This is a genomic window from Coprococcus sp. AM14-16 (assembly GCF_003434675.1).
Classification (GTDB): Bacteria; Bacillota; Clostridia; order Lachnospirales; family Lachnospiraceae; genus Coprococcus; species Coprococcus aceti.
In genome coordinates, this window is record NZ_QTLL01000004.1 from 212,077 (window position 1) to 227,015 (window position 14,939).

Genomic DNA, 14,939 nt, shown 5'->3' on the forward strand with positions numbered 1-14,939 from the left:
AATATTGAATAATAGGGTATGAAAGCCTGTATAAGCCTATATGAAATCATATTTGACGATTGTCATTGTGGATGATTTCACATAGGGATTATGCAGGCTTTTTGTTATAGATTTGGCGGTTTATAGAATTTTAAGCATTGATAGTGGAGTACTCTTATCATATTCCATAGTTTAAAGCTATGGCAAGCCTCAAAATAATAGTATTTTCCATGGACAGTCTATCCTGCTAGAATATCCTCAAGTTAAGAAAACGAGAAAACACTACGGAGGATAAAGACATATGAGCAAATTACAGACACCTTTCAGATACGATTTTGTAGGAAGCTTTCTGAGACCACAGGCACTCAAGGATGCGAAGGCAGCATACAGGGACGGAAAGATCACCAAGGAGGAGTTCGACAAAGTTGTCAATGAGGAGATTACCAAGGTCGTTGCAAAGCAGAAGGAACTTGGATTCCATGCGATCACAGATGGCGAGTTCAGAAGAACATTCTGGCATCTCGACTTTATGTGGGGACTTGATGGAGTTGCCCATGAGAACACTGGAAATGGTGTGAAATTCGATGCAGAGCTTGCGGTTCTTGACGACACTTATCTTGTAGGCAAGATAAAGGCAAAGGCGCACCCATTTGTTGAATATTTTAAGTTCCTAAAGCAGTTCGAGGATGAGAATACAGTTGCAAAGTATACGATACCGGCTCCTGCACAGACATTCCAGCAGATGATAGTACCTGACAATATTGCAAACACAAGGAAGTTCTATCCTACAAATGAGGAGCTTATCCAGGATATCGGAAAGGCTTATCAGGATGTTATTAAGCAGTTCTATGATGCTGGATGCCGAAACCTGCAGCTTGACGATTGTACATGGGGAGCCATAGTGGGGGATGCAGCAAAGCAGAGATATAGGTCGCTTGGAATATCACTTGAGGATGTCAAAAAGGAGCTGCTTGCAGTGAACAATCTTGCCCTTGAAGGAAAGCCGGAGGATATGGTCATCACTTCACATATCTGCAGAGGAAATTACCACTCAACATTCTTCACAAGCGGTCCTTATGACACAGTTGCAGATTATGTATTTGCAAATGAGAATGTAGATGCGCTGTTCCTTGAGTATGACGATGAGAGATCGGGCGGATTTGCACCTCTTGCAAAGGTTTCAGAGAACAAGAAGGTCGTGCTCGGACTCATCACAACAAAATCTCCGGTTCTTGAGGATAAGGAGAAGGTCATTGCAAGGATCTATGAGGCTGCAAAGTATGTACCACTTGACAGATTATGCCTGAGCCCTCAGTGTGGATTTGCATCGTGTGAGATCGGAAACAAGCTGACAGAGGATGAGCAGTGGGCAAAGCTCAAACTCGTTAAGGAGATAGCAGAGGAAGTCTGGTCATAAAATAGAATATTATAGAAGTGAAGTGGCGGCGAACAGAAGCAAGAATCTGTTCGCCGCTTTTGGGTGTTATGAAATCTGTTATATACAAGCCTGATCGATATATGATACTATTAAGAAACGCGGAATCCTTGCGGGAGTTATATTCCCAGTGCTTTTGCTCGTGAGGATACTTCTTCTGAGAAAGAAGAATGCTAAAGGAAATGTATGTTAAAAAGCAGAAATATAGATATAGTTAGGAGTTAGATTCATGAAAAAGATTGTAGAGATGTGGAATAGGGTGTCGCTGATCGCGAAGATATTGGTTGGAATAGTGATCGGTGCGGTGCTGGGACTTCTGGTGCCGGGGGCAACGGGAATAGGTCTGATCGGAACCATGTTCGTCAGGGCGCTCAAGGCAATTGCGCCGATACTGGTGTTTGCCCTTGTCATCAGCTCAATTGCAAATGCAGGAAAGGGAAATGGCCAGCAGTTCCGTATGGTGACGATCATGTATATGCTCAGCACGCTATGCGCAGCGGTAGTGGCGGTGAGCGCAAGTTTTATTTTCCCTGTAACCATGACACTGGACCTTGAATCATATCAGGCGGATGTCGTCCCATCGGGAATTATGGAGGTCCTCCAGAATCTTTTGCTCAACATCACCGATAATCCCGTAAATGCGATACTCAACGCAAATTATCTCTGCATACTTGCATGGGCACTTTTGTTTGGACTTGCCATGCGACGGACAAGCAAGTCTATAAAATCTGCACTTGTATCCATATCGGATGCGGTATCAACCGTCGTGAGGTGGATCATCGGGTGCGCACCATTTGGAATCATGGGACTTGTGTTCACGACAGTATCGGAGAGTGGATTGTCGATATTCAAGGAATATGGCAGATTGCTGCTTGTGCTTGTGGGCGCCATGCTTACGGTTGCATTGATCGTAGATCCGCTCCTTGCGACTATCGTCTTAAGGAGAAATGCATATCCACTTGCGTGGAGATGCCTCAGAGAGTCAGGTGTGACGGCGTTCTTCACCAGAAGTTCTGCGGCAAATATCCCAGTGAACATGTCACTTTGCAAAAGACTTGGACTTGACCCGGATGTGTATTCGGTATCCATACCGCTTGGCGCGACCATCAATATGGATGGTGCCGCCATCACTATAACTATAATGGCGCTTTCCGTTGCAAATACCATGGGAGTGTCGGTTGACGTTCCGACAGCACTCATGCTCAGTCTTATGGCAACCCTTGGCGCGTGCGGTGCCTCAGGTGTTGCGGGAGGTTCGCTGTTGCTCATTCCTATGGCGTGCTCGCTGTTTGGAATCCCACAGGATATATCCATGCAGGCTGTTGCTGTCGGAATGATCATCGGAGTGGTCCAGGATTCGCTTGAGACGGCAATCAACTCATCGGGAGATGTACTCTTTGCCGCTACAGCGGAGTACAGACAGTGGCAAAAGGACGGCAGAGAGTTTAAGATAGGCGCCATCGTGAATCCAGATGAGTAGGATATTCCCATATAAAAAATAATCGGGCATGTTCAGGAAGAAACATACCCGGTTATTTTTGTCTTTATATTCCCCGTATCACTGATTTCACGATTCCCTTTGAATCTTTAGAGATTCCGTCAAGAACATGTGGAACTACCAACATATCCGTTCCGCATTTAGGACATGCCGCGATTCCCAGCAGTTCGCTGGTGCTTTCCAGACGATATTCAGACTGATATTCTATACCATCTTTCTGCCACATAAAAATGTGTCCGCATTTGAAACACTGCACTTCCCTGAATGTATTTCCCATAATAAATAATAACCTCCGTTGCAGTTTAGTCGTATTTTTAGTTTAACTCATCACTATTGACAATGAAAGAAACAACAGGTTTATCTTCATTAAATGCAATATTAAATATACAATATCCTAAACATGGTTTGCAACAGATGAAGAACTTTTATATAATTGTAGACAGTATGCGGAAGCTGGAAACGAAGATAACATGTGGGAATTGAAAGAAAAACAGAAAAATGAACACTATGAAGAATGAGCCATTGTCTGGCAGATCAAAGCCAGAGACAGGGAATAGCAAAACAGAATACAAGGCACATTACCATCTGCCCGGACTTTTTGAATTCTACGAGCTGTACAGGGTATTCCTGCCACTATACCGTGAGCACAGGGAATATTTTTACGACTGGTGTGATATCGGCTCGGTGTATGGAGCACCGGAAGACTGCCTCTGGGGTGGTGGCAGAGTGGGATATGGCGACAGCGATGCCGGAGATGTGCTGGAGTTTATGAGTGAGTATGGAATATCGGCGAGGCTGACTTTCAGCAACTCATTGTTAAGGCCGGAACATCTTGCGGATAAACGGTGTAATGATTTGTGCAGAGCGTTTGAGAAGGGTGATATTCAAAACGGTGTCATAGTCCATTCGGAGTTGTTGCTTGACTATCTGCAGGAGAACTATCCGGGACTATATATGGTTTCATCTACAACAAAGGTCATTACGGACTTTGACCAGTTTTCGGCAGAGCTTGACCGGGATGAATTCCGATATGTTGTGCCGGATTTCCGGCTGAACAAAGCATTTGACAGGCTGGGGGCGCTTTCGCAAAAGCAGAAAGACAAGGTGGAATTCCTGTGCAACGAATGCTGTTGGTTCTCCTGCCAGGACAGGAAAGCCTGCTATGAGGATGTGAGCCGTATGGCTCTCGGTGAGAGATCAATTCACCGCTGTACATCGCCGAACGCAGCAGACGGCTATCGTTTTTCAAAGGCGATGGAGAATCCTGGATTTATAGGTATAGATGATATAAGGAACATTTACCTGCCGATGGGATTTTCCAATTTCAAGATAGAGGGAAGAAGTCTTGGGAGTGCCATAGTGCTGGAATTTCTGCTATACTATATGACAAAGCCAGAGTATCAGCTGAGGGTAAGAGAAGAGATATATCTTGACAATACGCTGGATCTGTTCTAGGCGTGCGTGGGCATTAGTCAGGGGCTGCGGATAGTACGGGAGGATAATATAGGCAGTCGATATGTACTTGAAACTTGCAGAGCATGTTTTGGCAGCTCATGAAGATAACAGAAAATTGGTGGTTGAAGGGAGAACTGTGTATGGAAAGAATAAAGAATTTATCTAAGACGCAGAAGGTTCTAATGATCATTATAGTGGCAATGGTCATAGCATTTTCCATAATTTATCCGATTATAATGTCCATAAAGGGAATAGAATTCAGGGGTGACTTTCTGCCCCGAAAAGAAGAACAGGGAAATGTGACATATACAGATGGACATACAAGTATCACAGTATATGATGACCAGAGGATAGAATTTAAGTGTTATCACCGATTTACAGGAGATGAATATAGGGACATAACATATGGACCATATAGCTGGATGGAGGATTCTTCTGTCATACCGGCAGGGACAGAGGATGGCATGTTATCATCTGATGATTATATCGGAGTAAAGATCATGGAGGGTGATAAGGTGTTTTTTAGAGGCGCTGTCTCAAAAGATGGATACATGGTATACAATGCGGACGGCACGATGACCAACGATTTTGATGTGGTTTTAGGAGATTATTATGCAAATTCGCCGGATATTTATGAAATAGTGAAGTTTATTACTGGTCCGCAGACTACAAACAGAGGAAATATAGTATTATATATATTTGGAATCATTATATGCATTATTGCAGTCGTAAGTATGCTGTTTCCAGATGAACTTTTCAGATTGGCCATGTGGCCCAGGGTGAGAAACCTGTATGATGTTGAGCCGTCTGACTGGGAACTTACAGTCCGTGTTATCGAGTGGTATGTGCTTACGATTGGTGCATTTGTGGTATTTGTGATCGGACTTACGATGGGCAGTGTGACGTGACGACTCCGGACGAGTGATAGACAAAAGCGCTTAGCATATAGACAAATAGATGAAAGGATAACTTGAACGATATGGCATACACACCTAATGATATATATGGTTATATAATAGAGAATGACAAAGAATCAGAATTCCTACAGGCAATAACACTCCATAAACAGAACTTTTCCATAGGAGAGATTACAGACAGGCGTTTTCTCGTAAAAGAAGACAAGACGGTAAAGTTTATATCAAAGATGTATAAGATAAATATACAGATCACGGATGACGACATCATAACAGCGGTCATGAATGGCCTCTATGTGAGTGCATTTATCTCAAGACAGGGCGATGCCTACAATGTGCATTTTCTCGTACATGCGTATCCGGAAAATATGAAGTCGCAGTTTGAGGATGAGATATTAAAGGAAGTGCTTCGGTATATGATCATGATGACTATTGTACGGCTGAGACTGGATACGTCGGAGAAGGTGGAAGAATATCTGGGGAGCAGGGAGTAGCACTTTATGTAAATAAAGCTTATAGCCGCACCCCTGGCTTTTTTTATGAATAATATTTGGCTGTTATAAAGTTGTTTTGATGAAACAAAAAAGCTGTCTGAAATAATTCAGACAGCTTCTGTCACGTGCGCAAGAGGATTCGAACCCCCGACACCTTGGTCCGTAGCCAAGTGCTCTATCCAGCTGAGCTATGCACACATGTTGCTTAACAACATCAGTTATACTACAACAGATTTGATAAAATGTCAAATGAAAAGTTGCAAATATTTCAATTTTTTCATTCTACCTGAGGTTGAAAAATATCAGTAATAAATAACTGTAGTTATTCTTCAGGTGATTCTCTCTTAAGTTCAGGAATATACCTCTGACCATATATGCTGTTCTTGATGGACTGCATCTCAAGGTCTGTTGCGGATATCACATCTGCGCATTTCTTAAGTCTTGCGGATATCATGTCTACGTTCGGGATATCCTTCTTATATCTGAGCTGGTGATCCAGGCTCGCCCAGAAGTCCATCGCGATTGTTCTGATCTGTACCTCCACACGCATATTCCTTGTGTGGTCTGCGAAGAACACAGGAATCTCGACTATGACATGCAGACTGCGGTAGCCATTTGGCTTTGGATGCGATATGTAGTCTTTTGCCTCGATCAGGGTGATGTCGTCCTGACTTATGAGCTTTTCTGCCACCATATATATGTCGTCGATGAATGGGCAGATGACTCTTATTCCGGCGACGTCATCCAGATTGTTCAGTATACTTGCACATGTCACCGGACAGCCCTTGCTTGCAAGCTTTTTGGCAATGCTGACAGGCTTCTTGATCCTTGACTGTATGAATTCTATAGGATTTCTCTTATATCTTACGCTGAAATCATCGTTCAGCACTTCAAATTTTGTCTTCACCTCTCTGATGGCACATGAATACATCATCATGATCTCCTCAAAACTATGCATCTCCTGCATGAAAGGATTTTCCTCCGGGCGCAGGAGTGAATTGATGTATTTGCTGTTCAGAGCGTTTGTCTGTATTGATTCCATAACTCCTCCAAAATGTAAAAAAACTGGAATGGTGTGTCCTGTTGCACAACTATGTGTATTATACTACATTCCACTTGTGCTTAAAAATAAAATTTTATAAAATACCTGTGAATGATCAATAAATACTGACAGGCATAACCCTTTTGCTTTATTTGTCAGTTCACAGAGTCAGGAGAAGACAATGAGCTATTTTGATGAGATGATCGCCACGGAGCGTATACCGGATTCCTATGTGGGATGGGAACAGTACAGACGTGAGGTGACGGAATATATAGAAAATAACTGCCGGGTAAAAAAAGAATCCGGGCAGGATGCAGATGCAGCGAATTCAAAGCCTGTGCTTGCACTGTGGGGAATAGGGCCGGCCGGCGATATAGATATAGGAAGATTGGCAGATAATTACAGGCTGGTGCTCATAGACAGAGACAGGGAAGCTGTGCTTTCGGCAGTCAGGGAATATGGGCTGAAGAAACAGGATTATATAATAGCGGATATTCCATTCTGGCATGTAGACGATGACCAGTACCGCTTGTATGAGGCGATGCTTGAGGACTGTGAGGACACCGAGCATATACTTGAGTTCCTGACAGGCATAGCGACTGCCAATTCCGGTAAATATATTGGCAGAACGAAATCTGGGGATATAGTAAATGACACCGACAGGTATCTTGATATATTTGATTACAGTGTGGCGGTCGGGCTTCACAGCCAGCTAAATTCCAGATTTGCGGCATTGCTTTACCACTACAGGGACAATTATCATGACGAGGATCTTAGACTCATAAGCAGTGCCATCTCGGGGCTGAACGAGGCGGCGGTGGAGAGACTCAATGACTACATGTACCATATGACAAAGGATGTCCTCATATATGGATATGAGGTCGCTGCATGTGAGGATCAGACATGCGCAGAGAAGCTTGCAAATGCATTTGACAGGCGGGATGTGGAGACGATGAAGTCGGTGGAGCACATAGAAGGTGTGGCACAGCTCATGAAGGATATGTCGCTTCATATGAACTATGACGTGGAGCTGGTTGACAGCCGCCATATGGTATGGCCATTTGACACGGCCGGTGGCAGAAAAAATTACGTGATGGGATTTGCCGCCATGCGGAAGATATGATGTTGCAAATAGGCGGAAAAGATTAAAAAGTTAAATGACATTCCATAAAAATCAGTTGATATAACGTATATTATCATGAGGAGGGAGCTATGACAGACAGAGAATTTGAACAGTGCATGTCTGCGATGGCGGCGGGCGACAGGGATAGCCTGCGGCACATATATGATGCGTATCTGAAGCTCATATATGCTGTGGTGTACGACACCATAGGACAGCGCGAGGAGGCTGAGGATGTGACATCGGAATTCTTCATCAAGCTGTACAGCATTGCGGGAAGCTATAAGCCGGGAAATGGACATAAGAAATGGCTGGTCACGATCGCCCGGAATATGGCGGTGGACAGGATCAGGAAGATAGACCGTGAGGCTCTGGTGGATGAGATACCGGAGACCGGGCAGAGTGGCAGCATGGAGGAACAGGTTGTGAACAGCGTGTCACTGAAGGTGGCCATGGAGTCGCTTAAGCCTGATGAGCGGGAGATAGTTGATATGAAGGTGGCTGGAGGATTTACCTTCAGAGAGATATCAGAGATAGTTGGCAAGCCGATGGGAACAGTCACGTGGCTTTACAACAGTGCGATCAAGAGACTTAGGAGGTGCAGACTATGAACAGACATGAAGATGAACTGGAAAAGGAAATAGCTGACAAATATATAGAGAATATGGATGCACCTGATCTCTGGGGAAAAATAGAGGCAGGACTTGATGCGGTGGATGCGCAGCGGGTGCAGGATAAGAAATCTGGAGATAAGAAGTTTGGAGTCAAGAAAGACCGTAAAGTCAGGAACAGAAGAACCATCCAGATCGTTTCCGGTCTTGTGGCAGCGGCAGTGGTGTGTGTGCTGATCGTAGCCGGACCGTTAAGGAACAGCCGTAAGAGGGCAAGCGATAAGACAGCGCAGGACAACAGTGTGAAGGTGACTTCGGATGAAAGTTATTATGCAGAAGAAAGTGACGCGGCTGCGGCAGACGATATTCAAAGCGATGCTGCTGAAATGGCAGACAACGCCACGGCGAGCTATGATGTACAGAGAAATACTGATGCTCAGAATTCTGTGAATAGTGCTGACTATATCCCCATGATCATGTTGGATGGTGTGCTCTACAGGGACACATACGACATGGTCGATGCTGACAGCGTGGATGAGAGCAAAGCGGCCTATGCTGAGAGCTACACCGATGGCGTGCCGGCAAATGACGGCGAGGTCAACTTTGACATGAACCCATCCAGAAACTCAGCCTACATTGTGTGTGATGATGGCAGCCTTGTAGTGAAGGTTGAGGGCAACTGGTACAGATTTGAGAGGGCAGAATAGCACAAACAAATCAAAAATTAAAAAAATACAGAAATTACCATAAAAAATAATAATCCCTTCGTATATAGAATATAAAGCTTGACCGGTAGCTTGAAATTCATATTACGGAGGGATTTTTTATGATGAAATATAATTCAAAAATATTTGCAAGATCCATATGCGCAGTTATGGCAGGGGTTATGATGGTAGGAGGTCTTACGGGCTGCGGTAACGATGATACAGTAGATGGCAGGGGAATGCGCCTTGAAAAACAAAATGGGGATAAGACAGAGATAACAGGGATCGCAGAAAAGTACAGGGAAAAAGAAAGTAAGCAAAAAAAGAAGTCGTTGCAGGACAATGGCTTGAGTGGAATATTCAACAGTATGTCGAATGATGTTATGTATGCGGAGGAAGCTTGTGATGTGGCAACAGTCGCTGGAGATGCAGCGATGGTGACAGATACTTCAAATTCTATGTATACAGAGATCGCCTACGATACGAGAGAGTATGACAGCGTGGCGGAGAATGGATTTGTATCCACAGCGGACAGACCTCTCTCCACATTTGCGGTGGACAGGGATACGGCATCATACAGCAACGTCAGGTCGTATATAGAGTCAGGCTGTCTCCCACCGGACGGAGCGGTGAGAATAGAAGAGATGCTGAACTATTTTACCTATGACTACAGAAGGAAGCCTGAGGATGGAGAGAAGTTCTCCATATACACAGAATATTCGGATTGCCCGTGGAACAAGGCCACAAAGCTCATGATGGTTGGGATCAACACGGATGAAATAGATTTTGGAGACAAGAAGCCTTCAAATCTGGTGTTCCTGATCGACACCTCGGGATCCATGTATGAAGATAACAAACTCCCACTCGTGCAGCAGTCATTTGCCATGCTGGCGGAGAATCTGGATGAGAACGACAAGGTGAGCATAGTCACATATGCGGGTGAGGATACGGTGGTGCTCTCGGGCACATCCGGCTCAGAGCAGTACACGATAAATGAGGCGCTTTCAAGTATGACAGCCGAGGGCTGTACCAACGGCGGCGATGCCATCATCACAGCTTACGAGCTGGCGGAGAAGAACTTTATAGAGGAAGGCAACAACCGTGTCATACTTGCAACGGACGGGGATCTGAACGTGGGGCTTACCAGTGAGAGCGACCTTGTGGATCTGATAACCGAGGAGAAGAAGGAAAACAACATTTTTCTCAGCGTGCTTGGGTTTGGAACAGACAATTTGAAGGACAACAAGCTTGAGGCTCTTGCTGATAATGGTGACGGAAACTATGCATTTATAGATTCTGCATACGAGGCGAAGAAGGTGCTGGTGGATGAGATGGGCGGCACGTTGAACACTGTTGCAAAAGATGTGAAGTTCCAGATAGAGTTCAATCCGGCAAATGTCAAGGGTTACAGGCAGATAGGTTATGAGAACCGCGCCCTTGCGGATGCGGACTTTGCAAATGACGCTGTGGACGGCGGCGAGATAGGCGCAGGACATATGGTGACGGTGCTCTATGAGATAGTGCCTGCGGGATCAGACTTCGATGTGCCTGCAGCCGAGCACAAATACGGACAGGATTCCAATCAGGCAAATACATCGGAGACTGCATCACAAGACGTTAAGGATAAGTCTGATAGCGCAGAGGACTATACCGGTGAGCTTGCGACAGTGAACGTAAGATACAAGGAGCCGGATGGGGATAAGAGCAGTCTTGTGAGCCGTGTGGTGAAGACTGACAGCTACAGCAGCGAAATGTCCGTTGACATGAGTGCGGCAAGTGCCGTGGCGGCCTATGGTATGATCCTCAAAAACAGTGAATATGTGGGTTCTGCAGATTTTGATATGGTTATGGCTCTTGTTGGCGGTAAGGTGGACAGTTCAGCCGGCAGTGGCGATATTATTGATATGCAGTGGCAGGGCTTTGCAGACATGGTACGTCAGACGCAGAATATAACTGAATAGGGAAAATGTCGATAAGAGGAGCTGTTCGATATGGCTTTGTAATCACACTTTGTAATCACATTGTATAAAACTCTTTTATTTTATTGATAATTCTTGTATAATAACAAATTAGAGTGTCAATTAAGACGAAAAAATAAAAACAAGAATATCAATATAGACAGGAAGGGTAAGATTCATGGGCGAAAAAAAGATTATGCTTGGTAACGCAGCCATCGCCAGAGGCTGTTATGAAGCGGGTGTCAAGGTATCAGCGGCATATCCTGGAACACCAAGTACAGAGATCAGTGAGAACATGGTGCAGTACAAAGGAGATATCTATTCAGAGTGGTCACCAAATGAGAAGGTAGCCACAGAGGTAGCGATCGGTGCATCATTTGCGGGAGTGAGATCAATAGTGTCGATGAAGCATGTAGGTGTGAACGTGGCATCAGATCCGCTGTTCACCGCAGCATACACAGGTGTGAACGGAGGTATGGTACTTGTTGCAGCAGATGATCCTGGAATGTACTCATCACAGAATGAGCAGGATTCAAGACTTGTAGCAAGAACAGCCATGATCCCAGTTGTTGAGCCATCAGACAGCCAGGAGGCAAAGGATTTCACAAAGTATGCATTTGAGCTGAGTGAGAAGTATGATACTCCTGTAATGCTCCGTACAACCACAAGACTCTCACACTCACAGGGTGTTGTAGAGCTCTGTGACAGACAGGAGATTCCTGACAAGCCATATGAGAGAAATATAAAGAAATATGTCATGATGCCTGGTAACGCTATACCACGTCATGTATTTGTAGAGCAGAGACTCAAGGACATGGCAGCAGACGGAGCTGACATGCCGATCAACAGAGTTGAGATGAGAGACAAGAGTGTGGGTGTCATCACCAGCGGTATCCCTTACCAGTATGTCAGAGAGGCTATGCCAAACGCATCGGTCTTAAAGCTTGGCATGGTAAATCCACTCCCAAGAAAGATGATCGAGGACTTCTGTGCACAGGTAGACAAGGTGTATGTCATCGAGGAGCTTGAGCCACATATCGAGACTCAGGTCAGATCATGGGGAATAGATGCAGTCGGTAAAGACCTGCTCACAGTTCAGGGTGAGTACAGCGCAAATATGCTCAGAGAGAAGCTTCTCGGCGAGAAGGTAGAGACAGCCGAGGCTGCTCAGGTTCCAGCCAGACCACCTATCCTCTGTCCTGGATGTCCACACAGAAGCGTATTCTCAGTCCTCTCAGAGCTGAAGATCCACGCTGCAGGAGATATCGGATGTTACACACTCGGAGCTGTCGCACCGCTCAGTGTTATTGACACAACAGTCTGCATGGGTTCATCCATTTCTACCCTTCATGGAATGGAGAAGGCAAAGGGCAAGGATTATATCAAGAACTGGGTAGCGGTCATAGGTGATTCAACATTCCTTCACACAGGTGTGAACTCACTCATGAACATGGTATATAACCAGAGCACAGGAACAGTCATCATACTTGACAACTCGACAACAGGTATGACAGGACATCAGGATCACGCCGCAACAGGTAAGACACTGATGGGAGATCCTACATACGCCATTGATATTTACAATCTCTGCAAGGCACTGGGAATCCAGAACGTCCATGAGATAAATGCATTTGATATAGAAGGCCTTAAGAAGCTCATCAAGGAGGAGACAGCAAAGGATGAGGTATCAGTCATCATCACAAAGTCACCTTGTGTACTCTTGAAGACGACTAAGATAACAGGAAGATGCAAGGCAATACCTGAGAAGTGCAAGAAGTGCGGTATGTGCTTAAAGCCTGGATGCCCTGCAGTTATCAAGCAGGAGGATGGAACCATCCGTATAGATGACACACTCTGTACAGGCTGTGGACTGTGCATGAAGCGTTGTAAGTTCGATGCTATAGAAAGGGAGGAGTTCTAATCATGGAGACAAAGAATATTATGATCGTCGGCGTAGGCGGACAGGGAACACTTCTCACAAGCCGTATACTCGGTGGAATCACCACGGCAGCAGGTTATGATGTAAAGCTCTCAGAGGTTCACGGAATGAGCCAGAGAGGTGGAAGTGTTGTTACATATGTAAGATATGGTGAGAAGGTAAATGAGCCTATCGTGGAAGAGGGATGTGCAGATGTCCTAATAGCATTTGAGAGACTTGAGGCACTCAGATATGCACACTTCCTGAAGAAGGATGGAGTTATCATTGTAAATGACCAGAGAATAGATCCTATCACTGTAGTTACAGGCGCAGCACAGTATCCTGATGGAATCATCGAGGAGCTCAGCGGCAAGTACAGGGTTATCTCAGTTGATGCCATGGACGAGGCCAAGAAGCTTGGCAACAATAAGGTATTCAACACAGTCATCATAGGAATCGCAGCACAGCACATGGATTTCTCACATGATGCATGGGTTGAGGTTATCAAGAACACAGTTCCACCTAAGACAGTGGAGAAGAATCTTGAGGCATTTGAGGTTGGCTACAACCTTAAGTAATTTGACGATTTTTAGTACAAAAGACGGATTTTGGCATAAAAAAAGTCCGTCTTTTGTTGATTAATGGTGGAAAAAAGGACCCTCATATGGTAAAATCAACATATATGATGTTTTGCGGGGTGCGTACACATGAATGATATTAACAAGGATGAGATTGACGCAAGATGGCATATGCTGGTATGGCGTATGATGATAGTTATATGCAGTATTTCTTTTGTTATTGCATGGATATTATTTGGAGTATACAGAGTAGATAAGAGCATAGGAGCAGGCGCATATATAGTAAAGTATATAGTGTTGCCGATGATAGTACAGGCTATAGCGATCACAATTTGCTATTTTTATATGAAGCACGATGAGGCGGACATAAAGCACAAGAATTATGTCGTGACAGGTATGATATATGTATGTGTCGGTGTTATAGCATTTACATATTGCACCATATACCCGCTTATACTTATTCCGTGTGTCACCATAATTGCCACGGCGTTATTTGCAGATCAGGAGCTGACGGTATGGTCGGGAGTTGCGGTGCTTGCACTCATGGTCATCAATGTTGTGAGATTACATTTGAATGTCGGTGAGCTTGCCACACAGATGAACTGGGTTGGAGCACTGCTCATATACATACTGGTAGTATCTGTTATGTGTGCGATGGTTATGGTCGTCAACAAGCACACGAAGGCACTTATGGAATCGATTGCCGGAAGCTACAACAGACAGGTAACACTGATGAGTGAGCTTATGGTTGATCCGATGACAGGCCTGTACAACAGAAGATCTTTTGAGGAGAGCCTTGATAAGGAGATCGAGAATGTGGAGCAGACTGGGGCGAAGTCCTATGTCACCATATTTGATATAGATCATTTCAAGGAAGTCAACGATACATATGGCCACAGCAATGGAGATATAGTTATCAAGGCGCTGTGTAAGATGATGAAGGAGAAGTCGAAGGATATGGGACTTGCCTTCAGATACGGCGGTGAGGAGTTCGTGATACTGTTCCATGATGTGGAACTGTCCAAGGTCATGAATGTTGTTGAGGACATAAGAACAGAGTTCAGATGCTACTATTTCCACTTTATGAACAAGGATGGAATAACATGTAGCTGTGGTGTCGCTGAGTACACCAAGGGAGAGAGTTCCAAGGCATGGTTCAACAGAGCGGATTCAGCACTCTATAAGGCGAAGGAATCAGGAAGAAACAGAACAGTTATAAGTGAATAAAAAATA

The 14,939-nt window shown here is 44.7% G+C and carries 14 protein-coding genes and 1 tRNA gene; 12 read left to right on the forward strand and 3 right to left on the reverse strand.

Annotated elements, in window-relative coordinates:
- Nucleotides 1-280 precede the first annotated feature (280 nt).
- On the forward strand, nucleotides 281-1,396 hold the full coding sequence (locus tag DW159_RS12905) for a 5-methyltetrahydropteroyltriglutamate--homocysteine S-methyltransferase (RefSeq protein WP_117551284.1): 1,116 nt from the start codon (nucleotides 281-283) through the stop codon (nucleotides 1,394-1,396).
- Nucleotides 1,397-1,643: 247 nt separating this feature from the next.
- Complete coding sequence (gene sstT / locus DW159_RS12910; protein WP_004853725.1) at nucleotides 1,644-2,894, forward strand: serine/threonine transporter SstT; 1,251 nt, start codon at nucleotides 1,644-1,646, stop codon at nucleotides 2,892-2,894.
- Between the two features lie 64 nt (nucleotides 2,895-2,958).
- Here the strand turns inward: sstT and DW159_RS12915 are convergent, their stop codons facing one another.
- A complete protein-coding gene (locus tag DW159_RS12915; protein WP_117551286.1) occupies nucleotides 2,959-3,189 on the reverse strand; it encodes a hypothetical protein in 231 nt (76 codons plus the stop codon).
- A 230-nt stretch (nucleotides 3,190-3,419) separates the two neighbouring features.
- Here DW159_RS12915 and DW159_RS12920 point away from each other — a divergent pair, with 230 nt between their 5' ends.
- The 3 genes from DW159_RS12920 (at nucleotide 3,420) to DW159_RS12930 (ending at nucleotide 5,775) form a co-directional block, all read left to right on the forward strand.
- Nucleotides 3,420-4,367 carry a hypothetical protein gene (locus tag DW159_RS12920; protein ID WP_420314974.1) on the forward strand — a complete coding sequence of 316 codons (948 nt, stop codon included), beginning with the start codon at nucleotides 3,420-3,422 and terminating at the stop codon, nucleotides 4,365-4,367.
- Nucleotides 4,368-4,507: 140 nt separating this feature from the next.
- Nucleotides 4,508-5,275, forward strand: a complete 768-nt coding sequence (locus DW159_RS12925; protein ID WP_242992736.1) for a hypothetical protein — start codon at nucleotides 4,508-4,510, stop codon at nucleotides 5,273-5,275.
- Nucleotides 5,276-5,346: 71 nt separating this feature from the next.
- A complete protein-coding gene (locus tag DW159_RS12930) occupies nucleotides 5,347-5,775 on the forward strand; it encodes a hypothetical protein (RefSeq protein ID WP_117551288.1) in 429 nt (142 codons plus the stop codon).
- Nucleotides 5,776-5,899: 124 nt separating this feature from the next.
- On the opposite strand, the gene DW159_RS12935 is transcribed toward DW159_RS12930, so the two are convergent.
- A tRNA-Arg gene (locus DW159_RS12935) sits at nucleotides 5,900-5,973 on the reverse strand.
- A gap of 124 nt (nucleotides 5,974-6,097) precedes the next feature.
- Complete coding sequence (locus tag DW159_RS12940) at nucleotides 6,098-6,817, reverse strand: GTP pyrophosphokinase (RefSeq protein WP_117551290.1); 720 nt, start codon at nucleotides 6,815-6,817, stop codon at nucleotides 6,098-6,100.
- A 181-nt stretch (nucleotides 6,818-6,998) separates the two neighbouring features.
- Here DW159_RS12940 and DW159_RS12945 point away from each other — a divergent pair, with 181 nt between their 5' ends.
- The 7 genes from DW159_RS12945 (at nucleotide 6,999) to DW159_RS12975 (ending at nucleotide 14,933) form a co-directional block, all read left to right on the forward strand.
- A complete protein-coding gene (locus DW159_RS12945; RefSeq protein WP_117551292.1) occupies nucleotides 6,999-7,940 on the forward strand; it encodes a hypothetical protein in 942 nt (313 codons plus the stop codon).
- 89 nt (nucleotides 7,941-8,029) lie between these two features.
- Nucleotides 8,030-8,548: an RNA polymerase sigma factor gene (locus DW159_RS12950; protein WP_015533439.1), complete on the forward strand. Its 519-nt coding sequence runs from the start codon at nucleotides 8,030-8,032 to the stop codon at nucleotides 8,546-8,548.
- On the forward strand, nucleotides 8,545-9,255 hold the full coding sequence (locus tag DW159_RS12955; RefSeq protein WP_117551294.1) for a hypothetical protein: 711 nt from the start codon (nucleotides 8,545-8,547) through the stop codon (nucleotides 9,253-9,255). The genes DW159_RS12950 and DW159_RS12955 overlap by 4 nt, the downstream gene beginning before the upstream one ends.
- Nucleotides 9,256-9,374: 119 nt before the next feature.
- Nucleotides 9,375-11,213, forward strand: coding sequence for a vWA domain-containing protein (locus DW159_RS12960; RefSeq protein ID WP_117551296.1), 1,839 nt, complete (start codon nucleotides 9,375-9,377; stop codon nucleotides 11,211-11,213).
- Nucleotides 11,214-11,388: 175 nt separating this feature from the next.
- Nucleotides 11,389-13,131, forward strand: a complete 1,743-nt coding sequence (gene iorA, locus DW159_RS12965) for an indolepyruvate ferredoxin oxidoreductase subunit alpha (RefSeq protein WP_117551298.1) — start codon at nucleotides 11,389-11,391, stop codon at nucleotides 13,129-13,131.
- 2 nt (nucleotides 13,132-13,133) lie between these two features.
- Entirely contained in the window at nucleotides 13,134-13,706 is a 573-nt protein-coding gene (locus tag DW159_RS12970) for an indolepyruvate oxidoreductase subunit beta (protein ID WP_117551300.1), read from the forward strand.
- A 129-nt stretch (nucleotides 13,707-13,835) separates the two neighbouring features.
- On the forward strand, nucleotides 13,836-14,933 hold the full coding sequence (locus DW159_RS12975) for a GGDEF domain-containing protein (RefSeq protein WP_015533434.1): 1,098 nt from the start codon (nucleotides 13,836-13,838) through the stop codon (nucleotides 14,931-14,933).
- Nucleotides 14,934-14,939 lie beyond the last annotated feature (6 nt).

Excerpts from the sequence above, each read along its gene's own strand:
- DW159_RS12905 (WP_117551284.1), top strand. The coding sequence starts at position 281 with ATGAGCAAATTACAGACACCTTTCAGATACGATTTTGTAGGAAGCTTT.
- sstT (WP_004853725.1), top strand. The coding sequence starts at position 1,644 with ATGAAAAAGATTGTAGAGATGTGGAATAGGGTGTCGCTGATCGCGAAG.
- DW159_RS12915 (WP_117551286.1), bottom strand. The coding sequence starts at position 3,189 with ATGGGAAATACATTCAGGGAAGTGCAGTGTTTCAAATGCGGACACATT.
- DW159_RS12920 (WP_420314974.1), top strand. The coding sequence starts at position 3,420 with ATGAAGAATGAGCCATTGTCTGGCAGATCAAAGCCAGAGACAGGGAAT.
- DW159_RS12925 (WP_242992736.1), top strand. The coding sequence starts at position 4,508 with ATGGAAAGAATAAAGAATTTATCTAAGACGCAGAAGGTTCTAATGATC.
- DW159_RS12930 (WP_117551288.1), top strand. The coding sequence starts at position 5,347 with ATGGCATACACACCTAATGATATATATGGTTATATAATAGAGAATGAC.
- DW159_RS12940 (WP_117551290.1), bottom strand. The coding sequence starts at position 6,817 with ATGGAATCAATACAGACAAACGCTCTGAACAGCAAATACATCAATTCA.
- DW159_RS12945 (WP_117551292.1), top strand. The coding sequence starts at position 6,999 with ATGAGCTATTTTGATGAGATGATCGCCACGGAGCGTATACCGGATTCC.
- DW159_RS12950 (WP_015533439.1), top strand. The coding sequence starts at position 8,030 with ATGACAGACAGAGAATTTGAACAGTGCATGTCTGCGATGGCGGCGGGC.
- DW159_RS12955 (WP_117551294.1), top strand. The coding sequence starts at position 8,545 with ATGAACAGACATGAAGATGAACTGGAAAAGGAAATAGCTGACAAATAT.
- DW159_RS12960 (WP_117551296.1), top strand. The coding sequence starts at position 9,375 with ATGATGAAATATAATTCAAAAATATTTGCAAGATCCATATGCGCAGTT.
- iorA (WP_117551298.1), top strand. The coding sequence starts at position 11,389 with ATGGGCGAAAAAAAGATTATGCTTGGTAACGCAGCCATCGCCAGAGGC.
- DW159_RS12970 (WP_117551300.1), top strand. The coding sequence starts at position 13,134 with ATGGAGACAAAGAATATTATGATCGTCGGCGTAGGCGGACAGGGAACA.
- DW159_RS12975 (WP_015533434.1), top strand. The coding sequence starts at position 13,836 with ATGAATGATATTAACAAGGATGAGATTGACGCAAGATGGCATATGCTG.